This window comes from Mesorhizobium sp. M1E.F.Ca.ET.063.01.1.1 (assembly GCF_003998155.1).
GTDB lineage: Bacteria > Pseudomonadota > Alphaproteobacteria > Rhizobiales > Rhizobiaceae > Mesorhizobium.
In genome coordinates this window covers 1-21,534 of record NZ_RZSC01000026.1, presented here as the reverse complement: position 1 = coordinate 21,534, position 21,534 = coordinate 1, and the positions used below count along the sequence as shown (strand labels likewise).

19 protein-coding genes and 1 riboswitch are annotated in these 21,534 nt (G+C 64.1%); of the genes, 9 read left to right on the top strand and 10 right to left on the bottom strand.

Annotated elements, in window-relative coordinates; translation table 11 throughout:
• The 6 genes from EOA29_RS04450 to EOA29_RS04425 all read left to right on the top strand — a co-directional run.
• The coding region (locus EOA29_RS04450) for a CocE/NonD family hydrolase C-terminal non-catalytic domain-containing protein (RefSeq protein ID WP_281061035.1) at positions 1 to 794 on the top strand (794 nt) is incomplete at its 5' end.
• 147 nt (positions 795 to 941) lie between these two features.
• A complete protein-coding gene (locus tag EOA29_RS04445) occupies positions 942 to 2,531 on the top strand; it encodes an ABC transporter substrate-binding protein (RefSeq protein ID WP_127220286.1) in 1,590 nt (529 codons plus the stop codon).
• A gap of 96 nt (positions 2,532 to 2,627) precedes the next feature.
• Positions 2,628 to 3,587, top strand: coding sequence for an ABC transporter permease (locus tag EOA29_RS04440; RefSeq protein WP_127220285.1), 960 nt, complete (start codon positions 2,628 to 2,630; stop codon positions 3,585 to 3,587).
• Positions 3,588 to 3,627: 40 nt separating this feature from the next.
• Positions 3,628 to 4,449: an ABC transporter permease gene (locus EOA29_RS04435; protein WP_127220284.1), complete on the top strand. Its 822-nt coding sequence runs from the start codon at positions 3,628 to 3,630 to the stop codon at positions 4,447 to 4,449.
• On the top strand, positions 4,449 to 6,104 hold the full coding sequence (locus EOA29_RS04430) for an ABC transporter ATP-binding protein (RefSeq protein WP_126090687.1): 1,656 nt from the start codon (positions 4,449 to 4,451) through the stop codon (positions 6,102 to 6,104). Before EOA29_RS04435 ends, EOA29_RS04430 begins: the two co-directional genes overlap by 1 nt.
• Before the next feature lie 92 nt (positions 6,105 to 6,196).
• Positions 6,197 to 7,036 carry an alkaline phosphatase family protein gene (locus EOA29_RS04425; protein WP_126090686.1) on the top strand — a complete coding sequence of 280 codons (840 nt, stop codon included), beginning with the start codon at positions 6,197 to 6,199 and terminating at the stop codon, positions 7,034 to 7,036.
• A gap of 55 nt (positions 7,037 to 7,091) precedes the next feature.
• Here the strand turns inward: EOA29_RS04425 and EOA29_RS04420 are convergent, their stop codons facing one another.
• The 3 genes from EOA29_RS04420 to EOA29_RS04410 form a co-directional block, all read right to left on the bottom strand.
• Positions 7,092 to 8,381: an IS4 family transposase gene (locus EOA29_RS04420; RefSeq protein ID WP_189478816.1), complete on the bottom strand. Its 1,290-nt coding sequence runs from the start codon at positions 8,379 to 8,381 to the stop codon at positions 7,092 to 7,094.
• Positions 8,382 to 8,740: 359 nt separating this feature from the next.
• A complete protein-coding gene (locus EOA29_RS04415; RefSeq protein WP_126090277.1) occupies positions 8,741 to 9,508 on the bottom strand; it encodes an ABC transporter substrate-binding protein in 768 nt (255 codons plus the stop codon).
• 93 nt (positions 9,509 to 9,601) lie between these two features.
• Complete coding sequence (locus EOA29_RS04410; protein WP_126090278.1) at positions 9,602 to 10,696, bottom strand: 2'-deoxycytidine 5'-triphosphate deaminase; 1,095 nt, start codon at positions 10,694 to 10,696, stop codon at positions 9,602 to 9,604.
• Positions 10,697 to 10,842: 146 nt separating this feature from the next.
• Positions 10,843 to 10,920, top strand: a riboswitch (SAM riboswitch).
• A 74-nt stretch (positions 10,921 to 10,994) separates the two neighbouring features.
• On the opposite strand from EOA29_RS04410, the gene EOA29_RS04405 reads away from it, so the two are divergent.
• The gene (locus EOA29_RS04405; RefSeq protein WP_126090279.1) at positions 10,995 to 12,182 is read left to right on the top strand and encodes an O-succinylhomoserine sulfhydrylase; all 1,188 of its coding nucleotides are present in this window, start codon (positions 10,995 to 10,997) and stop codon (positions 12,180 to 12,182) included.
• Positions 12,183 to 12,220: 38 nt separating this feature from the next.
• Here the strand turns inward: EOA29_RS04405 and EOA29_RS04400 are convergent, their stop codons facing one another.
• Positions 12,221 to 13,366 (bottom strand): ceramide glucosyltransferase, encoded by a 1,146-nt coding sequence (locus EOA29_RS04400; RefSeq protein ID WP_126090280.1) that lies wholly within the window; start codon positions 13,364 to 13,366, stop codon positions 12,221 to 12,223.
• Between the two features lie 224 nt (positions 13,367 to 13,590).
• On the opposite strand from EOA29_RS04400, the gene apaG reads away from it, so the two are divergent.
• On the top strand, positions 13,591 to 13,983 hold the full coding sequence (apaG, locus tag EOA29_RS04395) for a Co2+/Mg2+ efflux protein ApaG (protein ID WP_126090281.1): 393 nt from the start codon (positions 13,591 to 13,593) through the stop codon (positions 13,981 to 13,983).
• Between the two features lie 217 nt (positions 13,984 to 14,200).
• Here the strand turns inward: apaG and EOA29_RS04390 are convergent, their stop codons facing one another.
• The 3 genes from EOA29_RS04390 to EOA29_RS04380 form a co-directional block, all read right to left on the bottom strand.
• A complete protein-coding gene (locus tag EOA29_RS04390) occupies positions 14,201 to 15,232 on the bottom strand; it encodes an Hsp33 family molecular chaperone (protein WP_126090282.1) in 1,032 nt (343 codons plus the stop codon).
• Between the two features lie 108 nt (positions 15,233 to 15,340).
• Entirely contained in the window at positions 15,341 to 16,252 is a 912-nt protein-coding gene (gene argF, locus EOA29_RS04385) for an ornithine carbamoyltransferase (protein ID WP_126090283.1), read from the bottom strand.
• Between the two features lie 15 nt (positions 16,253 to 16,267).
• Positions 16,268 to 17,467, bottom strand: coding sequence for an aspartate aminotransferase family protein (locus EOA29_RS04380; RefSeq protein WP_126090284.1), 1,200 nt, complete (start codon positions 17,465 to 17,467; stop codon positions 16,268 to 16,270).
• Between the two features lie 356 nt (positions 17,468 to 17,823).
• On the opposite strand from EOA29_RS04380, the gene EOA29_RS04375 reads away from it, so the two are divergent.
• Positions 17,824 to 18,342, top strand: coding sequence for a GcrA family cell cycle regulator (locus EOA29_RS04375; RefSeq protein ID WP_126090285.1), 519 nt, complete (start codon positions 17,824 to 17,826; stop codon positions 18,340 to 18,342).
• A 167-nt stretch (positions 18,343 to 18,509) separates the two neighbouring features.
• Here EOA29_RS04375 and EOA29_RS04370 read toward each other — a convergent pair whose 3' ends face one another.
• The 3 genes from EOA29_RS04370 to EOA29_RS04360 all read right to left on the bottom strand — a co-directional run.
• A complete protein-coding gene (locus EOA29_RS04370; protein WP_126090286.1) occupies positions 18,510 to 19,520 on the bottom strand; it encodes a magnesium and cobalt transport protein CorA in 1,011 nt (336 codons plus the stop codon).
• 88 nt (positions 19,521 to 19,608) lie between these two features.
• Positions 19,609 to 20,331, bottom strand: coding sequence for a phosphate signaling complex protein PhoU (gene phoU / locus EOA29_RS04365; protein WP_126090287.1), 723 nt, complete (start codon positions 20,329 to 20,331; stop codon positions 19,609 to 19,611).
• 108 nt (positions 20,332 to 20,439) lie between these two features.
• Positions 20,440 to 21,534 (bottom strand): ATP-binding protein (locus EOA29_RS04360; RefSeq protein ID WP_127220282.1); only part of this gene is annotated, 1,095 nt, incomplete at its 5' end.

The following is a 21,534-nucleotide window of genomic DNA, read 5'->3' as shown; positions in this document are numbered from 1 at the left end:
ACCAGGCCGAGCTCGAGCAGGCGATCGACATCGTCGGCGCGCCGGAGCTCGAAGTACGGATAGCCTCCGATCGGCGCCAGGCCAACATCGTGCTGCGGCTCTGCGACGTGCATCCCGACGGCGCCTCGGAGCTGATTTCCTATGGCGTGCTCAACCTCACACATCGCAACTCGCATGAGTTCCCGCAGGCGCTGACGCCGGGCGAGACCGTCTCGGCACGCGTCGTGCTCGACCAGTGCGCCTATCGCGTGCCGGTGGGCCACAAACTGCGCGTTGCCATTTCGACAGCCTACTGGCCGATGATCTGGCCTTCGCCGGAGCCGGTGACGCTCGAATTGTCGGCGGCGACGCTCAAGCTGCCGCTTCGCCCGCTGGCGAAAGGCGACGAGGTCTCGTTCGCCGAACCGGAGGGAGCCACCCCCTGGGCGACGGAGACGATCAGGCCCACAAACTCCGAACGGCACATCGACCGCAATGAAAAGACCGGGGTCGTCACACTTTCCATAACGGATGATTTCGGCGAGGTGCGCGACCTTGCGCACGGGCTCGTCAACGGCAGCATCGTCCGGGAGACATGGGCGATCCATCCCGACGATCCGCAGTCGGCGACGGGAAGCACCCATTGGACGCAGACCTTGTCGCGGAATGAATGGTCGGTGCGGACCGAGACCTTCGCCAACATGCGCTCGGACGCCCAAAACTTCATCCTCAGCGCCAGAATCGAGGCCTATGAGGACGAGAAGCTGGTTTTCGAACGCAACTTCGAGCAGGCGATTCCCCGCGCCCTCGTCTGACTCTGAAAGATTGGTCCAATGCGACGCGCCATTTACGCCACGGCATGTCGCATTCGGTCTTGCTTACAGCTTTCCGTTGCGGTCATTATCCCTCACAAGAAAACAAGAAACGACCGCAAGGTCGAACCATCAGAGTGAGGAACCATAATGTCTAAAGAACTCGAATATCTCAGCCGCCGTGTCGCGTCCGGCAAGCTCAGCCGCCGCGATTTCCTTGGCCGTGCCGCCGCGCTCGGCGTCACCGCTACCTTTGCCAATTCGCTGCTTTCGAGCGCTGCCCGCGCCGCTGGTCCGGTCAAGGGCGGCACGCTGAAAGCAGGCATGGTTGGTGGTGCATCCACCGACAGCCTCGACCCGGCGCTGGACGCCAGCCAGGTTCCGTTTGCCTTCGGCAAAGTCTGGGGCGAGACCTTGGTCGAACTCGCGCCGGGCGGCGGTGTTGAATATCTCATCGCCGAGGAGATCGGCGCGTCGGACGACGCCAAGACCTGGACAATGAAGATCCGCAAGGGCGTCCAGTTCCACAACGGCAAGGAAGTGACGCCGGACGACGTGGTGGCGACGCTGAAGCGCCACAGCGACGAGAAGTCGAAGTCTGGCGCGCTCGGCGTGCTTAAGGGCATCGACACCATCAAGACCGATGGCGGCAATGTCGTGGTCACGCTGAAGGATCCGAACGCCGACATGCCCTATCTGATGGCCGACTACCATCTGATCATCCAGCCGAACGGCGGCATGGACAAGCCCGACGCCGGCATCGGCACCGGCCCATACAAGGTGGCCACCAACAAGCCGGGCGTGAAGTACGGCGGCGAGCGTTTCGCCAATTACTGGCAGCCCGACAAATATGGCCATGCCGACCAGGTCGAGATCATCATCATCAACGACGCAACGGCGCGCACCGCCGCGCTCCAAGGCGGCCAGGTCAACATGATCAACCGCGTCGAGCCGAAGATCGTCGATCTGGTCAAGCGGCTGCCGGGCGTCACCATTCGCGCCGCCTCGGGCCGCGGCTTCTATCCCTTCAACATGTTCTGCGACACCGCACCTTTCGACAACAATGACCTCAGGATGGCGCTGAAGCTCGCCATGGACCGCGAGGAAATGCTGCAGAAGATTCTGCGTGGCTACGGCTCGGTCGGCAACGACATGCCGGTCAACAAAGCCTATCCGCTGTTCTCCGAGGATATCGAGCAGCGCAAGTTCGATCCGGAAAAGGCGGCAGCGCTCTACAAGAAATCGGGCCACAGCGGCTCGATCCTTCTGCGCACCTCCGACGTCGCCTTCCCCGGCGCGGTGGACGCCGCCCAGCTCTATCAGCAGAGCTGCGCCAAGGCCGGCATCAAGATCGAGATCAAGCGCGAGCCCGGCGACGGTTACTGGACGGAAGTCTGGAACAAGCAGCCCTTCTCGCTCTCCTACTGGGGCGGCCGGCCGACGCAGGACCAGATGTACTCGACGGCGTATCTCTCAACCGCCGATTGGAACGACACGCGCTTCAAGCGCCCCGATTTCGACAAGATGGTGCTTGCGGCGCGCGGCGAGCTCGATGAGGCCAAACGCAAGAAGATCTACCGCGACATGGGCGAGATGATGCGCGACGAAGGCGGTCTCATCGTGCCGTTCTTCAACCAGTTCGTCGACGCGACCGGCAAGGGCGTCGAAGGCTGGGTCGACAACCCGGCGCAGGAACTGGCCAACGGCCACGCCCTGATCCAGTGCTGGCTGCAGGCGTGACGAAGGAAAAGGAAGGGCCGGTCGAAACCGGCCCTTCCTTGCTTTCACAGCTTGCCCGAAAGGCAGGCGTCCCTTCCTGAACGTTGCGGGTTGCCGATGTCGTCTCCAATCTTGAAGTTGGTCGCTCAGCGCATCTTGCTGGGCATAGTTCTTTTGCTGGCCGTTTCGGTCCTGATCTTCGCCGGCACCCAGATTCTGCCTGGTGACGTCGCCCAGGCGATCCTAGGCCAGGCCGCGACGCCCGAGGCCCTGGCCAACCTGCGCGAACAGCTCGGCCTGAATGATCCAGCATGGCTGCGCTACCTGCATTGGCTCGGCGGGATCCTGCACGGCGATTTCGGCACGGCCCAGTCGAGCGGGCTGGACATCGCAAGTTCCATCGGCACCCGGCTGAAGAACACGCTGTTTCTTGCCGCATGCGCGGCGATCGTCGCGGTACCGCTTGCGGTCATTCTCGGACTGATCGCCGTGCGCTACCGCAACGGCTTCGTCGACAAACTGATCTCCGGCCTGGCGCTCGCCTCGACTTCATTCCCCGAATTCTTCATCGGCTATGTGCTGATCTTCGTTTTCGCCGTGCATTGGCAGATCTTCCCGAGCATCTCGACGGTGGATGAATCGACACCTTTCCTCGAGCGGCTGCAGGCCGTCGTTCTGCCGGCTACCGCGCTCACGCTTGTGGTGCTGGCGCACATGATGCGCATGACGCGCGCCGCGATCCTCAACGTCATGCAGTCGGCCTACATCGAGACCGCGGAGTTGAAGGGGCTGAAGCCCTTCGACATCATCCGCAAGCACGCCTTCCCCAACGCGATCGCGCCGATCGTCAACGTCGTCATGCTCAACCTCGCCTACCTTATCGTCGGTGTCGTGGTGGTGGAGGTGATCTTCGTCTATCCCGGCATGGGACAGTATCTGGTCGACCATGTCTCCAAGCGCGACGTGCCCGTGGTGCAGGCGGTCGGGCTGATCTTCGCCGCGGTCTACATCACGCTCAACATAGTGGCGGACATCGCCGCCATCGCGGCCAATCCGAGACTGAGGCATCCAAAGTGACTGGCCCGATACGAAACGATCAGAGGGGGAACTGAGGCGAATGGCGCTGCGACAAATCCCATTCACCGCCTGGATCGGGCTTATCCTGACGGCCGCCTTTGCGTTTTGCGCCATATTCGCGCCGTGGGTCGCGCCGCACGGCAATGGCGAGATCGTCGGCGATGTCTGGGAGCCGATGTCGGCGGCCCATTGGCTGGGCACCGATAATCTCGGCCGCGACCTCATCTCGCGCATGATCTACGGCGCGCGCATCACCATTGAGATCGCGGTGGCGGCGACGGCGCTCTCCTTCTCGCTCGGCTCGATCCTCGGCTTCTCGGCGGCGGTGTTTGGCGGCTGGTTCGACACGCTTATGTCACGCTTCGTCGACCTCCTGATGTCGATCCCGACCCTGATCTTCGGCCTGGTCGTGCTCTCGGTGCTGCCGACGAACACGCTGACGCTGATCTTGGTCATGGGCATCCTCGATTCGACCCGCGTCTACCGCCTGTCCCGCGCGGTCGCCGTCGACATCAACGTCATGGACTACGTCGAGGCGGCGAAGCTGCGCGGCGAGGGCAGTGGCTGGATCATCTTCCGCGAGATCCTGCCCAACGCGCTGTCGCCGCTGGTCGCCGAACTCGGCGTGCGCTTCATCTTCGCCGTGCTTTTCCTGTCGGCGCTGTCCTTCCTTGGCCTCGGCGTGCAGCCGCCGGATTCCGACTGGGGCGGCATGGTCAAGGAAAACAAGGACGGCATCGTCTTCGGTATTCCGGCGGCGCTCATCCCGGCGGCCGCGATCGCGGTTCTGGCCATTTCGGTCAACCTCGTCGCCGACTGGGTGCTCAACCGCACGACAAGCCTCAAGGGAGGGCGCGGGTGATGGCTGACAGCAAAGCAAAATCCGGCCGGCTCCTCGACATCCGCAATCTGCGCATCGAAGCGACGGTCTATCCGCCGGGGGAAGCGCCGAAGACCATCACCCTCGTCCACGATGTCTCGTTGACCCTGGAAAAGGGCAAGGTGCTCGGCCTGATCGGCGAATCCGGCGCCGGCAAATCGACCATCGGCCTGTCGTCGATGGGTTACGGCCGCGGCGGCGTGCGCATCACCGGAGGCGAGGTGATCCTCAATGGCCGCGACATCCTCAAGGCCGGCCCGAAGGGCGTGCGGGCGCTGCGCGGGCGCGAAGTCTGCTACGTCGCGCAGTCGGCGGCGGCCGCTTTCAACCCGGCGCACAAGCTGATCGACCAGGTGGTGGAAGCCGCCCTTCTGCATGGCACCGCGACCCGGGGCGAGGCCGAGAAGCGCGCCGTGGCGCTGTTCAAGAAGCTTAGCCTGCCTAATCCGGAGACGATCGGCGAGCGCTACCCGCACCAGGTCTCCGGCGGCCAGCTGCAGCGCGTGATGACGGCGATGGCGCTGTGCTCGGAACCGGACCTGATCGTCTTCGACGAGCCGACTACGGCGCTCGACGTGACGACGCAGATCGACGTGCTGGCGGCGATCAAGGACGCCATCCGCGACACGCATGTGGCGGCTTTATACATCACCCACGACCTCGCCGTGGTGGCCCAGGTATCGGACGAGATCATGGTGCTGCGCCACGGCCGGCTGGTCGAATGGGGCGGCACGCGCCAGATCATTAAGGAGCCGCGCCAGGAATATACCAACGCGCTGGTGTCGGTGCATGAGATCGAGCACCAGGAGCAACAGCCCGGCACAGCGCCGATGCTGTCGGTGAAAAACGTGACGGCCGCCTATGGCGGCGGCCACGTCAAGGTGCTGAAGAACGTCTCGGTCGACATCTATCCGGGCCAGACGCTGGCGGTCGTCGGCGAGAGCGGCTCCGGCAAATCGACGCTGGCGCGCGCCATCACCGGCCTCTTGCCGCCAGAGCAGGGCAGCGTCGTCTTCGACGGCCGCACGCTCGGCAACAGGCTTTCGGACAGGCCGAAGGAGGACCTGCGCCAGCTTCAGATGATCTACCAGATGGCCGACGTGGCGATGAACCCGCGCCAGACGGTCGGCACCATCATCGGCAGGCCGCTGGAATTCTATTTCGGCATGAAGGGCCGCGAGCGCGACAAGCGCGTTGCCGAGCTGCTCGACGAGATCGAGATGGGTAAGGGCTTCATCGACCGCTATCCGGCCGAGCTTTCCGGCGGCCAGAAGCAGCGCGTCTGCATCGCCCGTTCGCTCGCCGCCAAGCCGAAGCTGATCATCTGCGACGAGGTGACGTCAGCGCTCGACCCGCTGGTCGCACATGGCATCCTCAAGCTGTTGCTCAACCTGCAGCAGGTCGAGAAGGTCGCCTACCTCTTCATTACCCACGACCTTGCCACGGTGAAGTCGATCGCGGATTCGATCGCCGTGATGTATCGCGGCGAGGTGGTCCGCTACGGCTCCAAGAGCAAGGTGCTGACGCCGCCCTTCGACGCCTACACCGACCTCCTACTCTCCTCCGTGCCGGAAATGGAGATCGGCTGGCTGGAGAAGGCGATCTCGGGACGGCGCATGGAAAGCGCCGGCAACTGAGCTGGCGTCCTCTTCTCTGCGTTTCTGGGGCTTGGCCGGACTGGCCAGGCCCTCGATGCTGATCTCTCCCGCAAGACCGCATGGAGCCGCCCGTGGCGCTCACATCCAAACTGTTGCTCATCATCCTCGACGGCGTGCCGTACCGGAACTGGCGACGGCTGATGGGCAATCTCGAAGGCTGGGCGCAGTCGGGCGAGGCGCAGGTGTGGAAGATGCGTTCGGTGTTGCCGTCGACCTCCGCCTGCTGCTACGCCTCGATCCACACCGGGGTCACGCCGCAGGTGCATGGCATCCTGTCGAACGAGAACCGGTTCCGGGTCGAGCAGCCGGATATCTTCTCGGAGGTCAGCAAGGCCGGCGGCAAGACCGGCGCGGTGACCCATTCCTACTGGTCGGAGTTCTTCCGCTCCCATCCGTTCGACCTCGTCGAGGACATGGAGTTCGACGAGCCCGGCGGGCCGATCACGCATGGCCGTTTCCACACCATGACCGGCTACAATCTCAGGAACCAGATGACGCCGAGCGACGTCGACCTGTTCGCGACGCTGACCATGCTCACCAGGCGCCACGGCATCGACTACGGCATCCTGCACACCTGCACGCTGGACTCCATGGGTCATCGCTTCGGCCATGACTGCCACGAGATGGACCACGCCTGCTACGCGATGGACGGCATGCTCGCCGCCTTCCTGCCCGGCTGGCGCCAGGCCGGCTACGAGGTGATCGTCACCGCCGACCACGGCCAGACGAACCGCGGCCATCACGGCGGCCACGACGACGAGATGCAGGATTTCGCGCTCTATTATTTCGGCCCGGGCAAAGGTCCCGAGGCCGATACGCTGCTCGACCAGCTGCAGCTCGCGCCGACGGTGCTGAGCCGGCTCGGTGTGGAAGTTCCGGCGACGATGAAGGCGAAGCCGTTTTTGGAGTGAATCGCCGTCCCCTTCTCCCCTTGTGGGCTAGCGTGCGCACACATTTGCTTCGGGCTCATTTTTGCGAGGCCAGAACGAAGCCGTGTGTGATGGCGTTGAAGCGTCTGAGGCCGTGGGTGAAGGTGATGGGCCCTGGCGGGCGTTCCTTTTCGTAGCCGTTCCAGCCTCCGAGCCTGGCGATACACCAGGCGGCCCAGGCGAGCGTGTGCGTGGGGTGCGGGTTCTTCTGCTTTTGGGTCTTGCCTTCGAGCTTGGCGATGAGCACTTCCAGGACGGTGATCTCGGTGGGATCGAAGAGGTGTGCGGCCTGGAAGCGCTGGCCCGGCGAACCACGCCCGTGTACGAGTTGCATGACCTTGGTGGCGACGACCAGAGCGGGGGCGGCCAGACGTTCGAGTGCATCGCCGTCGGCGATGAGACTTTCCTCCAGATCGATGGCCTGCGACTTCACGGTCCGAAACAGCTGTTCGACGCTCCAACGCGAGCGATACAGGTCGACGATGCGGCAGGCATCGGCGAGCGTTTCGACGCTGTGGGTGGTCAACAGCCGCCAGATCACCGCGTCCTTGGCCGAAGGTGGATCGATCTCACGCACTTCCACCATGTTGAGCGTGAGTTCGCGCGGATCGCGGCTGTCGGCGCCAAGGCGGGGCTGGCGCAAGCTCACCGCGGTGAAGCGAACGGCCAGTTCGACGGTGCGGGCCGGCCGGCCGGGTCGGGCCTGCAGTTCGAAGGCAATGCGGCCGGCTTCCGGCGTCTTGGCGATCGCGCCGAACAGGCGCTCGCCCCGCGTGCCCAAGGCCCGATCCCGTACAGCGCGGATGAGCACATGGGTGCGCTCGTCGGGCAGCCTTGCAAACACTTCGTAGATGTCGGCCTCGCGGTCGCCGATCACCGTCATCTGCGGCGCGTCGGTCAGCGCCTGGCATGCCGCCTTGGCGGTGCCGATCCACTTGTGGCTTTCCTTGGCTTCGATCGGCAGCGCCTGGTAGTCATCCGCCTTCTCTGCCTCGCGCCGCCAGATCGTGGCGCCTGCAAGGCCAAGGACCGAGCCGTCCACGGCATCCACGGCCAACGCCGGATGCACGAACAGCCCGATATCGGTGCCATTGCCGACACGACCGAGGCCGCGCTTGCGCGAAGCCTTGGCTTCATAGTTGATCTCGCTGCTGTCCTCGATGATCAGCACGTGGCGGCCGGCGGCCAGTTCGGCGGTTCGCGCCGCCGCCGTGCGGATGATCTCTTGCGTGCTCACGTGGCGATTGCGAAACAGGCGTGTGAATGCGACCTTCTCGGCGCGCGTGTCGGCCAGCCGGCGCATGCCCGTGCTGACACGCGCAAACATGCGCTCCAGAACCATGCTCCCCTTTTTTGCAGGCGCAGGTCGCCGAAGTAGCCAAGCAACGAAGCCATCGTCGAAACCTCCAGAATCAACAATGGCGGCTACAGAATCACATACAATTCAACCGCTTCAAGCCATTTTCCGACGGCGCCTCTTCACGCTTGACCACAGCACGAAGCAAATGTGTGCGCACGCTAGCCCCTTGTGGGAGAAGGTGGATTGGCGCGTAAGCGCCGAGACGGATGAGGGGTGTTCCAGCGAAGCGAAGCGTTGGCGTTCCCTGGAACACCCCTCATCCGACCTCGCTTCGCGAGGCCACCTTCCACAGGGGGGAGAAGGTAAGGCGCGCGGCAGCTTCAACCTCAATAAATATCGAAGTCGAAATACTTGGCCTGGATCTTCTTGTAGGTGCCGTCTGCGACGATGGCGTCGATCGCCGCGTTCAGCCTGTCGCGCAGTGCCGTGTCCTCCAGGCGCACGGCGATGCCGGCCTCGGTCTCGGTGCCCTTGACGTCGCCGACCAGCTTGCAGCAGCCGTCGCTCGCCTTCTTCAGCCAGTCGACTAGCACGAACTTGTCCGAGATGACGGCGTCGAGGCGGCCATTCTGGAGATCGGTGATCGCCTCCTCCTGGGTCGGGTAGAGCTTGGCCTCAGCGCCGGCCTTGCCATAGGCGTCCTGGGCATAGTCGGCCTGGGTGGTCGAGGCCTGGGCGCCGACCGTCTTGCCGGCCAATGCGGCCGGATCGGTGGATGTGAGAGGGCTGTCCTTCGGGGCAACCAGCGCAAGCGGCGTGGTGTAGTATTTGTGGGTGAAGGCGACCTGCTTCTTGCGCTCCTCGGTGATGCTCATCGAGGCGATGATGGCGTCGAACTTCTTGGCCTGCAGCGCCGGAATGATGCCGTCCCAGTCCTGGGTGACGATCTCGCATTCGACCTTCATCTGCGCGCAGAGCGCATTGGCGATGTCGATGTCGAAGCCCTCGACCTTGCCGTCAGGGGTGATGGTGTTGAACGGCGGATAGGCGCCCTCGGTGCCGATCTTGATCTTTTCCGCTGCGATCGCGGAACCGGCGCCAAGCGCCAGCACGGCGGCCGCCGCTGCCGATACGATCCATCTGGATATCTGCATTTTCGTTCTCCCTCAGTCAGGTTCTGGAGCCGGTGAAGCGCAGCCAAGCATGGCGCGCGAGGCTGAGCAAGCACAGCCTGATCGCAGCGCGGATCAGCGCGCCGCGCGAAAATGCTTGGAGAGCTTCAGCCCCTGCGCCTGGTAGTTGGAGCCGAGATCGCTGCCGTAGAGCGCCCGCGGCCGCTTCAGCATGTGCTCGTAGACCAGGCGCCCGACGATCTGGCCGTGATCGAGGATGAACGGCACCTCGTGGCTGCGCACTTCGAGCACTGCCCGGCTGCCGCTGCCGCCGGCGGCGGAATGGCCGAAGCCCGGGTCGAAGAAGCCAGCATAGTGGACGCGGAACTCGCCAACCAGCGGATCGAAAGGCGTCATCTCGGCGGCATAGAGCGGCGGCACATGCACCGCTTCCCGGCTGACCAGGATGTAGAATTCGTCCGGGTCGAGGACCAGCTCGCCGGCGCCGCTCTTGTAGATCGGCTCCCAGAAATCGACGACGTCCTGCGCGGCGCGTTTGTCGACATCGACGAGGCCGGTGTGATGCTTGCCGCGATAGCCGACCAGACCGTCCTTGTCGCCGTCGAGGTCGATGGAGAGCGCGATGCCGCCGCCGGAAATGTTGGGCGGCTCGGTGGCGACCAGCATCTCGGCCCGGTGAAGCTCGCGCAGTTCTTTCTCCGACAGCACCGCGTTGCCGATGCGGAAGCGGATCTGCGACAGGCGCGAGCCGGCGCGCACGACGATCGGGAAAGTGCGCGGGCTGACCTCGAGATAGAGCGGGCCATGGTAACCGGCGGCGATCTTGTCGAACTCATGGCCGCGGTCGGTCATGACGCGCGTGAAAATGTCCAGCCGTCCGGTCGAGCTCTTCGGGTTGGCCGAAGCGGACACTTGCGCCGGCAGCGCCAGGCTTTCGAGCAGCGGCACGATGTAGACGCAGCCTGTTTCCAGCACCGCGCCCTCTGCGAGGCTGAACTCATGCAGCTTCAGCCGGTCGAGCTTGTCGGCCACCAGATGATCGGGGCCGGGCAGGAAGGAGGCGCGCACGCGGAAGGCCGTGTCGCCCAGCCTGAGATCGAGGCTGGCAGGCTGGATCTGGTTGGTGTCGAGCGCGCGCGGCGACTTCAGCGCACCCGATTGGAACAGCGCCGCGATGTCCTGGTCCGGAAGAATGCCTGTCTGCCGCAAGGTCTGGCTCCGATCGAAGGCCGGGCAAGTGCGTGGTTCTTTTGCAGGCTCTTGCCGCAAAACCGCAAACGGTCTGCGGTATCTGCCTGGTACAAACCTCTTAATCAAGCCGGCAATTGACGCAAGCGCGGCGCGGGTCTAAAGGGTCGTTATCCCGTGGTGATTTGGCCGGTCGGCTTGCAGCCACGTTAAACAAGTCGCTAAAGGACCGTTGGCCGCAAGGCCGTATGGACCGGTTGCGACATCGCGGCCGGTTTTTTTTGTGTTTGGACTGTTCTTTGCGAGTGGAATTAGGGCGATGAGCAAAACGCGCGATTGGAAACCTCAGACGGCACTCGTGCATGGCGGGACGCTGCGTTCCGGCTTCGGCGAGACCGCCGAGGCGATGTATCTCACCCAGGGCTATGTCTATGAAACGGCCCAGGCGGCCGAAGCCCGTTTCAAGGGCGAGGAGCCCGGCTTCATCTATTCGCGCTACGCCAACCCGACGGTCGACATGTTCGAGAAGCGCATGTGCGCGCTGGAAGGCGCGGAAGACGCCCGCGCCACCGCCTCCGGCATGGCGGCGGTCAGCGCGGCGCTGCTGTGCAGCGTCAAGGCCGGCGACCACATCGTGGCGGCCCGCGCGCTGTTCGGCTCCTGCCGCTGGGTGGTCGAGACGCTGGCGCCCAGATACGGCATCGAAGCGACGCTGGTCGACGGCACCGACATCGCCAATTGGGAAAAGGCGGTCAGGCCGAACACCAAGCTGTTCTTCCTGGAAAGCCCGACCAATCCGACGCTGGAGGTGGTCGACATAGCCGCGGTCGCCGCTTTAGCCAATTCGATCGGCGCGCGGCTGGTCGTCGACAATGTCTTTGCAACGCCGCTGCAGCAGAAGCCCTTGCAGCTCGGCGCTCACATCGTCGTCTACTCGGCGACCAAGCATATCGACGGACAGGGCCGTTGTCTGGGCGGCGTCATCCTGTCGGACAAGAAGTGGATCGACGAGAACCTGCACGACTATTTCCGCCACACCGGCCCGAGCCTGTCGCCCTTCAACGCCTGGACGCTGCTCAAGGGCCTGGAGACGCTGCCGCTGCGTGTGCGCCAGCAGACCGAGAGCGCCGGCAAGATCGCCGATTTCCTGGCCGGCCGGCCGGAGATCGCCCGCGTCATCTATCCGGGGCGGGCCGACCATCCGCAGGCCGATATCGTCAAAAAGCAGATGTCGGGCGGCTCGACGCTGATCTGTCTCGACGTCAAGGGCGGCAAGCAGGCGGCCTTCGCGTTCCAGAACGCGCTCGACATCGTGCTGATCTCCAACAATCTCGGCGACGCCAAGAGCCTCATCACCCATCCGGCGACGACGACGCACAAGAACCTGAGCGACGAGGCGCGCGCCGAACTCGGCATCGGGCCTGGCACGCTCAGGCTGTCGGTCGGCCTCGAGGATACGGACGATCTGCTGGCCGACGTCGAACAGGCGCTGAAAGCGGCAAAGTAGCGGATTGCAGGCTGATGACGAGATCGCCTGGGCGCGGCTCAGGCGATCTCCTCCAGCTCGGTCATCGCCTTGGTGCGGATGGTCATGGCGTTGCCGCGCCACTCGACCGCGCCGCCCAGCCAGCCGCGCGCCCAGATGGCGGGAAGCATCAGGTCGCGCACGATCATCGCAGTGACGCTGCGCGGCGACAGGTACCAGCCCTTGGACCAGGCGAGCAGGCATTCCGGCACATAGGCGATCGCCAGCACGCAAAGCGCCGCGGTGGGGAGGCTGACACCGGCGCTTGCCGCCGCGACCAGCGCGAAAATCAGCGGCACAACCACGCCGGTCAGGACTTCGGGCGCGAAGAACAGCGGGAAGGTGACTCGGCGCAGCCGCGCCCAGCGCGCCTGGCGCGACCAGATTTCGGCAAGCCGGCGCTGGCCGAGCGGCTGCTCGAAGGGCGAGGCGACGAGATTGACGCGCAGTCCCAGGCCGTTGATCAGCTTGGTCGCGGCCGCGTCCTCGGCGATCTCGGCGGCCAAAGCCTGGATACCGCCATTTGCGTCGAGCATCGGCTTGTTCCACAGCATGCTCTTGCCCTGCGCGAAGCCAAGGCCAAGCGCTTCGCCGGCGTACTGCCAGCGCGCCTGCAGCGTGTTGAGGAAGGCGCATTCGACTTCGGCCCAGAAGCCGTCCGGCCGCGAGCCGATCGGCGTCGAGCAGACGAGTCCGGTATCTGGCCGCCAGGCCGCCATCAGATGCTGGACATAGTCTTTGGGCATCAGCACGTTGGAATCGGCAAGGACCACCCAATCGTGCCGGGCCGCCTGCCAGCCCTTGACGCAGTTGTTGAGCTTGGGGTTGGCGCTGATCCTGTCATCGCCGACGAACAGCCGCGCCGGGACTTTGGGATGACGCCCTATGGCGGCATTGATCAGCTTGACCACGGGGTCTTCTACGTTGGCGACGCAGAAGATCAGCTCATAGCGCGGCCAGTCGAGCGAAAAGGCGCGCTCGAGCGTCTCCTCGGTGAACGGCTCGACGCCGCGTGACGGCACGACGATGGAGACCGGCGGCTGCTTGCCGGCGGGCGTAGGGATGACGCGAGGCGCCTTCAGCCGCGACGAGGCGAGCAGGATGCTGGCGAGATTGGAGAAAAGAAGGGCTGACGAGGCAAAGGCGGCTGCGAAACTCAGTTCCATGGAGATCTTGTCACTCCGGACAGGCCGCCCGCGGCCGTTTCATCAGTCGACAGCGCGCGGCCGAGTCGCTCGCACGGTTTGCGCACACCAACATTGTCATGTGTCACTTAAATGACATTGTTTATCTGCACGTGCGTCGGAAGGTCGGCAGGTCAGACGGCGCTTCGTTGCTAAAACCGCGGAGAGCGACAAATTATTTCCTGCCGCGGCAACCGGAGTGGCCCATGTATCGCGCCGTGACGCGCAACATCGAAGTGCAGGTCAGGCCGTTCTATCTGGAGGATCGTTCCGATCCGGCCGAGAACCGCTATGTGTGGGGCTATCAGGTAACGATCGACAACCGGTCGAACGAGTTCGTGCAGCTTCTGTCGCGCTACTGGCACATCACCGACGGGCGCGGCCGCGTCGAGGAAGTGCGCGGCGCGGGCGTCGTCGGCGACCAGCCGGAGCTCAACCCCGGCGACAGCTATCAGTACACGTCGGGATGCCCGCTCTCGACGCCATCCGGCATCATGGTCGGCCACTACACGATGCGCAACGGGCGCGGCGAGACGTTCGATGTCGCCATCCCCGCCTTCTCCCTCGACATGCCTGGGACAAGGCGTACGGTGAACTAGGGCAGTCGGGCGATTGGCGAAATCCTCCGCGACGGCATCTTTCTCCCCGTCACTATACGGGGAGAAATGCCTGGCAGGGCAATGAGGGGCAGCGCCAAGCTTTTGAGATTTTCTTTCGAACAGAGCGAGGGGCGCTGGTACGGCCAATGCAGGCGCCGCCCCTCATCCGCCTGCCGGCACCTTCTCCCCGTATTGTGACGGGGAGAAGGAAGGGCATTCACTCGGCCGCGAAATCCGCCGGATCGAAGTCGTACTGCGTCGAGCAGAACTCGCAGGCGACGTGGATACCGCCATCCTCGGTGCTTTGCTCTATCTCCTCGGCCGAAAAGCCTTCGAGGATGCCGCGGATCTTGTCGCGCGAGCAGGAGCACTGGTCGGCGACAGGAACGCTGCGGAAGACGCGCACGCCGTGCTCGTGGAACAGCCGGTAGAGCAGCCGTTCGGCGCCCACCGTAGGGTCGATCAGCTCCGTCGGCTCGATGGTGCCGAGCAGCGCCAGCAATTCCTGCCAGGAATTGTCGGCCGGCTCGTGCGCCACGTCGCGCGGATCGCCGTCGCCGCCCGAAATGTCGGGCACGCGCATGCGCTCCGGGGACTGCGGCAGGAACTGCGCCAGGATGCCGCCGGCGCGCCATTGCTCGCGCGCGCCGCCGGGGCCCGGCGTCACCAGCTTGGCCACCGACATCCTCAGATCGGTCGGGATCTGCTCCGACTGGCGGAAATAGGTGCGCGCGGCGTCTTCGAGCGATGTGCCGTCGAGCTGGACGATGCCCTGATAGCGCTGCGTGTGCGCGCCCTGATCGATGGTCAGCGCCAACACGCCATTGCCGAGCAGTTTCTCCTGCGAGATCTCGCCTGAGGCGGCCAGCGCCTGCAGCCGGTCTGCGTCGAAACGCGCATAGGCGCGCAGCGCATCCGGCGTGGTGAAGTCCGCCACCAGCATGTCGACCGGCCCGTCGGTGCGGGTCTGCAGGATGAACTTGCCCTCGAACTTCAGCGAGGTGCCGAGCAGCACGGTCAGCACGCAAGCTTCAGCCAAGAGGCGAGCGACCGGCTCGGGATAGTCGTGGCGACTCAAAATCGCGTCGAGCATCGGCCCGAGCTGCACGGTGCGGCCGCGCACGTCCAGCGGCGCGACCTCGTAGGGGACGACATGGTCGTCGCCGGCATAGCCGAATTCACCGAGTCTGGGTTGATGTTCAGCCAAAGGACGGGTTTCCAACATGACAAAGCTCCAGGGCGCGGCCATGCCGCCCCACGGGCCGCATGCGTCCAAGCGCGTTCGATTTCAGTGATGGCCCGCAAATAGGCATCACGTATCCCCAGATCAAGTTGGCCCGGATCAAGCCAGCCCCGGTCAAGCGCCCAGGCACCAGGCCAGCACCGCCTTCTGGGCGTGCAGCCGGTTCTCGGCCTCGTCGAACACCACCGAATGCGGTCCGTCGATCACCTCGTCGGTGACCTCCTCGCCGCGATGCGCCGGCAGGCAATGCATGAAGAGCGCGTCGGACTTCGCTCTGGCCATAAGCGCGGCATTGACTTGATAGGGCAGGAAGACGTTGTGGCCGCGGGCGCGATGCTCCTGGCCCATCGACACCCAGCTGTCGGTGACGACGCAATCCGCCTGGTCGACCGCCTCTTCGGCCGAGCGCGCGAACCTGACCTTGCCGCCATTGGCCTTCGACCAGTCGACATATTTCTCGAACGGCTCGCTGCCCTCCGGCACCGCGACGTTGAGATTGAAGCGGAACCGCGCCGAGGCTTCCAGCAGCGAGTGCAGCACATTGTTGCCGTCGCCGGTCCAGGCAAAGGTCTTGCCGGCCACCGGACCGCGATGCTCCTCGAAGGTCATGATGTCGGCCATCAGCTGGCAGGGATGGGTGTCGTCGGTCAGCCCGTTGATGACCGGAACGGTCGCGTTCTGGGTGAGCTCCAGCAGCCGGTCATGCGAGGTGGTGCGGATCATGATGGCGTCGACATAGCGCGACAGCACCTTGGCGGTGTCGGCGATGGTTTCGGAACGGCCGAGTTGCATCTCGGTGCCGGTCAGCATGATGGTCTCGCCACCGAGCTGGCGCATGCCGACATCGAAGGACACACGCGTGCGCGTCGACGGCTTGTCGAAGATCATCGCCAGCACTTTGCCCTCGAGCGGTTTCGTCCGCTCGCCGGCCTTGAGCCTGGTCTTTCGCGCCACCGCATCGTCCAGCATCAAGCGCAGGTCGCCCGCGGAAACGGCGGACAGGTCGGTGAAGTGGCGAACGTTCATCGGCAAATTCCAGGATTACTTCGCGGCTTCGGCCGCAATCGCGTCGGTCAAGCCCTTGGCAGCGGCACGGATGCGCTTCAGTGCCTCGCCGATCTCCGCGTCGCTGACGGTGAGCGGCGGCAAGAGGCGGATGACGTTGTCGCCGGCCGGCACGGCAAGCAAGTGCTGGTCGCGCAGCGCCATGTTGACCTTGGTGTTGGGCATGGCGCATCTCAACCCAAGCATCAGGCCCGTCCCCCTGATGCCTTCAATGACATCGGGAAATTCGTCCGCGACCGACGCAAGGCCCTGCTTCAGAAGCAGCGCCTTGCGCTGAACATCCTCGAGGAAGCCGTCGGCCAGCACGACGTCGAGCACGGCGTTGCCGACCGCCATCGCCAGCGGATTGCCGCCGAAAGTGGTGCCGTGCACGCCAGCCGTCATGCCGGTTGCGGCCTCGTCGGTGGCGAGGCAGGCGCCTATCGGGAAGCCGCCGCCGATGCCCTTGGCGATCGCCATCAGGTCAGGCGTCACGCCGGCCCATTCATGCGCGAACAGCTTGCCGGTACGGCCGATGCCGCACTGGACCTCGTCGAAGATCAGAAGCAGGCCGTGCTGATCGCAGAGCTGGCGCAGACGCTTCAGCGACTGCGTCGGCACCGGGCGGATGCCGCCCTCGCCCTGCACAGGCTCGATCAGGATCGCCGCGGTCTCCGGCGTGATCGCCTTTTCGGCGGCGTCGATGTCGTCGAACGCCACCTGGTCGAAGCCCTCGACCTTCGGCCCGAAGCCTTCGAGATATTTGTACTGGCCGCCGGCGGCGATCGTCGCCAGGGTGCGGCCGTGGAAGGCGCCCTCGAAGGTGATGATGCGGAAGCGCTCGGAGTGGCCGTTGACGAACTGGTAGCGCCGCGCCGTCTTGATCGCACATTCCAGCGCCTCGGCGCCGGAATTGGTGAAGAACACCTTGTCGGCAAAGGTCGCCTCGACCAGCCGTTCGCCCAGCCGGCGCTGCTCCGGAATCTCATAGAGGTTCGAGACGTGCCACAGCTTGGCCGCCTGCTCGGTGAGCGCCGCGACCAGATGCGGATGGCTGTGGCCCAGCGAGTTCACGGCGATGCCGCCGGCGAAATCGAGATATCGCTCGCCCTTGTCGGTGACCAGCCAGGTCCCCTCCCCGCGGTCGAAAGCCAGGGGTGCGCGAGCAAAAGTCTCGTAAAGCGCCGAACCGCTCATTATATGCGTCTCCGGAACCGGAAATCAAAAAAGCCGCCAAAGCGGCGGCCTTTGCGGCTTATCGTGTTTTTCGGCCATGAAGTCAACGAAAACGTCGCGCAGAAGCGCGCGGCAAGCCTCCGACGGCACGCCGGCTCATGAGCGGTCAGGCAAGTTGGGGAAAACCGAAAAAACCGAATCGTGTTGCCCTGGGGACTCTTGTCACCGAGTCAGCGCATAAGGTATTTGTAGTCGAGAAATAACTAGATTTCGTGCGGCGGATCTAATCACCCGGTACATGTGGTGTTGTTTGCCCGGCGGGAGTCGGGTCGGGAAAGGATTCTGACTGCCGTACGCCTCAGCAGGAGCGCGGTCTCATGAACTGGACTGACGAGCGGGTCGAACTTCTCAGGAAATTGTGGTCGGAGGGTCTCAGCGCCAGCCAGATCGCCGCACAGCTCGGCGGGGTAAGCCGCAATGCCGTCATCGGCAAGGTGCATCGCCTGAAACTCTCGGGCCGCGGCCGCGCGACCGCAGCGCCGGCGCGGCAGAAGAAAGCGTCGCAGGGAGCCTCGATGCAGAAATCGGTGGCTCGCGCGGCAAGTGCTGCACGTCATGTGACGGCCTCGATCGGCGCGACCGCGCTGCAGGTGCAGTTCGACGCGGAGCCGGTGGCGCGCCACTATATCCGTCCGGTCGAGAATGTGGTGGTGCCGATCTCGCGCAACCTGCAGCTCGTCGAGCTGACCGAGCGCACCTGCAAGTGGCCGAATGGCGATCCGCTGTCGGAAGACTTCAGCTTCTGCGGCAACGACGCCGCCGAGACCGGGCCGTACTGCAAATATCACGCCCGCGTCGCGTTCCAGCCGGCGGCGGAAAGGCGCAGAAGCCGCTGAGCCAATAGCGAATAGCGAATAGCGAATAGCGAATAGCGAATAGCGAATAGCGAATAGCGAATAGCGAATAGCGAATAGCGAATAGCGAATAGAACAGTGTCGGTATTGGAGCCCGGCGCAAGCTTCTTTTGTCGCTATTGGCTACTCCCTATTCGCTATTTGCTTTTTCACAGCCACCCATTCTTCCTGAAGCGCCAGTACAGGAACGAGCAGATCAGCGTGATCGCCACCAGCACGGTCGGGTAGCCGTATTCCATCCTCAGTTCAGGCATGTCGGTGAAGTTCATGCCGTAGATGCCGGCGAAGGCCGTCGGCACAGCCAGAATGGCTGCCCATGAGGCGAGCTTCTTGGAGATCGCCGTTTCCTGGCTTTGTCCGACCAGAAGGCTCGCTTCGAAGGCGAAGGCCAGGACCTCGCGCAGGCTGTCGATCTTTTCCTGTACGGTGCGGATGTGGTCGGTCACGTCGCGGAACAGCGGATGCATGGCGGGATGGATCTGCGGCAGCTCGGCGCTGGTCAGCCGCCGGCAGACCTCGACCAGCGGCAGCGCCGCGTTGCGCAGCCTGAGCAGATCGCGGCGCAGCATGTAGAGGCGCTCGATGTCTGTGCCGGTCATCGGCTTCAGCAGCACCTTGTCCTCGATCTGCTCGACCTCGTCCTCGATCTGCTCGAGAACCGGCATGTAATTGTCGACGATGAAGTCGAGAATGGCATAGAGGACGAAATCCTCGCCCTTGGCGAGCGAAGACGGGCAGCTTTCCCAGTGCTGACGCACTGCGGCGTAGGAGGTCGAGGGACCATGCCTGACGCTGACGATGTAGCCGGTGCCGACGAAGAGATGCGTCTCGCCGAAGGTGACGCGGCCCTCGATCAGTTGGGCCGTGCGGGCGACGATGAACAAGGCGTCGCCATATTGCTCGATCTTCGGCCGTTGATGCGGATGCTCGGCATCCTCGATTGCCAGATCATGCAGATGAAACTGCGCCTGCACCCTGAGCAACAGATTGCGGTCGGGCTCGAGAAGGCCGATCCAGACGACATGGCCGGGCCTTGTCGCCCATTCGCCGGCCTCTTCGACCGTGATGTCGGCGATGCGTTTGCCGGCGGAATAGACGCTCGAGGCAATGATGCCGGATGTCGGCTGCGGGACCGGGGTCAGGTTTCGAACTTGCTCCATCGCAAACCTCCCGAGACAGCGACTGACAAAATCGCCGCACCTGGAGCAGCCTAGCCTAAATCAGCGAGCTGTTCGAGGGGCCGCCTGTTCACTTAGCCGGTACCGAGCCCGGGGACACCACCTGGTCGGTCTTGTCGCCCTTCGGCCGATCGGCCGGCATCTGGTCGCCGGTGACGATGTAATAGATGGTTTCGGCGATGTTGGTGGCGTGGTCACCGATCCGCTCGATGTTCTTGGCGCAAAACAACAGATGCGTGCAGGGTGTGATGTTGCGCGGATCTTCCATCATGTAGGTCAAGAGCTCGCGAAACAGCGAGGTGTACATGGCGTCGATCTGGTCATCGCGGTCGCGCACGAAGCCGATCTTCTCGACCGAGCGTGACGCGTAGACGTCGAGCACTTCCTTGAGCTGCGTCAGGGCCAGATTGGCCAGTGCCTCGAGGCCGCGGAACAGGCTGTTCGGCTGGCGGCCGTCGACCGCCGCCACGCGCTTGGCGACGTTCTTGCCGAGGTCGCCGACGCGCTCGATGTCGGCCGAGATGCGGATCGCGCCGACGATCTCACGCAGATCCGTCGCCATCGGCTGCCGCCTGGCGATGATCACGATCGCCTTGTCGTCGATCTCGCGCTGTCCCTCGTCGAGGACGATATCATCCTGGATGACCTTCTGGGCGAGACCCTGGTCGGCGTTGACCATTGCGGCGACCGCCTGCTCGACCATGCGCTCGGCATGCCCGCCCATGGCGGCGATGCGCTTCGACAGGAATTTCAGCTCTTCGTCATAGGCACTGACAATGTGGACGGATTGCATGGATATGCCTTCCCGGTTTCTGCCGGCTGGTGCGTTCCCCCAATCTGTCGCTGATACGCGAACCGGATGACAGAAAGAAGAAATTGCCGGTTGCCAACCAATATAGGATCAATGAGCCGGCAAATGAACCGTGAACGCCGCGCCCTTGCCGACTTCCGACTTGATCGACAGCCTTGCATTGTGACGGGTCAATATATGCTTGACGATCGAAAGGCCAAGGCCGGTGCCTTTCTGGGTCCGGCTGTTTTCCACATCGACGCGGTAGAAGCGCTCCGTGATGCGGGGAATATGTTCCTCGGCAATGCCGGGGCCATAGTCTCTTATGGTGACGTCGATGCCTGCGTCCGGGCCGTCCTCGCTGCCGGCGATGGAGACTGTAACATGTCCGCCCGACTGGCCGTATTTGCAGGCATTCTCCAGGAGATTCTCGAAAACCTGGAACAGCTCGTCGCGGTCGCCGGGCACGGAAATCGGGCCATCGATGAAGTCCCTTTCGATGACGAGACCGTTCTCGCTGGCCAGGGGTCCGAGCGAATCGATGACGCTGTCGATGGTCTGGCGAAGGTCGACCTCGGTTCCCGGCTTCAGATAGGGTTTCATCTCCAGCCGCGACAGCGACAGCAGGTCGTCGATCAGGCGCGCCATGCGGCCCGTCTGGTTCTGCATGATCTGCAGGAACTGGTCGCGCGCCGCCGGATCATTGCGCGCCGGGCCGCGCAATGTCTCGATGAAGCCGGCGATCGAGGCGAGCGGCGTGCGCAGCTCGTGGCTGGCATTGGCGATGAAGTCGGCGCGCATGCGGTCGATGCGGCGCGCTTCGCTCTGATCCTTGAACACCAGCACATAGAGGTCGGTGGCATGGCCGACCGAGGACGCGCTCACCCGGTATGTCCGCTCCACGGGGAGCTTTTCGGTGTAGTCGACGACGTCGGACGCAACGGTTCCCGAGACGATGCCGTCCAGCAAGGCCTGCATTTCCGGCGCGCGGAATTTGAGCGACAGCGACATGCCGGGCGCCAGCCCGCCGAAGGCGGCGAAGGCAGCCGCATTGGCGTGAACGATGGTGGCGGCGTGGTCGAAGATGATCAGCGGATCGGCCACGGCCGCCGCAAGATATTCGCCGGAGAGCCGCTGCAGGCCGCCAGCCTCGATCGCCGCCGCGACGTCGGCGGACTGTCGTTCGGCATCGGCGGGCAGCATTGG

What these genes read in the sequence shown, in the direction of transcription:
- EOA29_RS04445 (WP_127220286.1), top strand. Translation starts at nt 942, where the DNA reads ATGTCTAAAGAACTCGAATATCTCAGCCGCCGTGTCGCGTCCGGCAAG.
- EOA29_RS04440 (WP_127220285.1), top strand. Translation starts at nt 2,628, where the DNA reads ATGTCGTCTCCAATCTTGAAGTTGGTCGCTCAGCGCATCTTGCTGGGC.
- EOA29_RS04435 (WP_127220284.1), top strand. Translation starts at nt 3,628, where the DNA reads ATGGCGCTGCGACAAATCCCATTCACCGCCTGGATCGGGCTTATCCTG.
- EOA29_RS04430 (WP_126090687.1), top strand. Translation starts at nt 4,449, where the DNA reads ATGGCTGACAGCAAAGCAAAATCCGGCCGGCTCCTCGACATCCGCAAT.
- EOA29_RS04420 (WP_189478816.1), bottom strand. Translation starts at nt 8,381, where the DNA reads ATGTTTGCGCGTGTCAGCACGGGCATGCGCCGGCTGGCCGACACGCGC.
- EOA29_RS04415 (WP_126090277.1), bottom strand. Translation starts at nt 9,508, where the DNA reads ATGCAGATATCCAGATGGATCGTATCGGCAGCGGCGGCCGCCGTGCTG.
- EOA29_RS04405 (WP_126090279.1), top strand. Translation starts at nt 10,995, where the DNA reads ATGAGCAAAACGCGCGATTGGAAACCTCAGACGGCACTCGTGCATGGC.
- EOA29_RS04400 (WP_126090280.1), bottom strand. Translation starts at nt 13,366, where the DNA reads ATGGAACTGAGTTTCGCAGCCGCCTTTGCCTCGTCAGCCCTTCTTTTC.
- apaG (WP_126090281.1), top strand. Translation starts at nt 13,591, where the DNA reads ATGTATCGCGCCGTGACGCGCAACATCGAAGTGCAGGTCAGGCCGTTC.
- EOA29_RS04390 (WP_126090282.1), bottom strand. Translation starts at nt 15,232, where the DNA reads ATGGCCGCGCCCTGGAGCTTTGTCATGTTGGAAACCCGTCCTTTGGCT.
- argF (WP_126090283.1), bottom strand. Translation starts at nt 16,252, where the DNA reads ATGAACGTTCGCCACTTCACCGACCTGTCCGCCGTTTCCGCGGGCGAC.
- EOA29_RS04380 (WP_126090284.1), bottom strand. Translation starts at nt 17,467, where the DNA reads ATGAGCGGTTCGGCGCTTTACGAGACTTTTGCTCGCGCACCCCTGGCT.
- EOA29_RS04375 (WP_126090285.1), top strand. Translation starts at nt 17,824, where the DNA reads ATGAACTGGACTGACGAGCGGGTCGAACTTCTCAGGAAATTGTGGTCG.
- EOA29_RS04370 (WP_126090286.1), bottom strand. Translation starts at nt 19,520, where the DNA reads ATGGAGCAAGTTCGAAACCTGACCCCGGTCCCGCAGCCGACATCCGGC.
- phoU (WP_126090287.1), bottom strand. Translation starts at nt 20,331, where the DNA reads ATGCAATCCGTCCACATTGTCAGTGCCTATGACGAAGAGCTGAAATTC.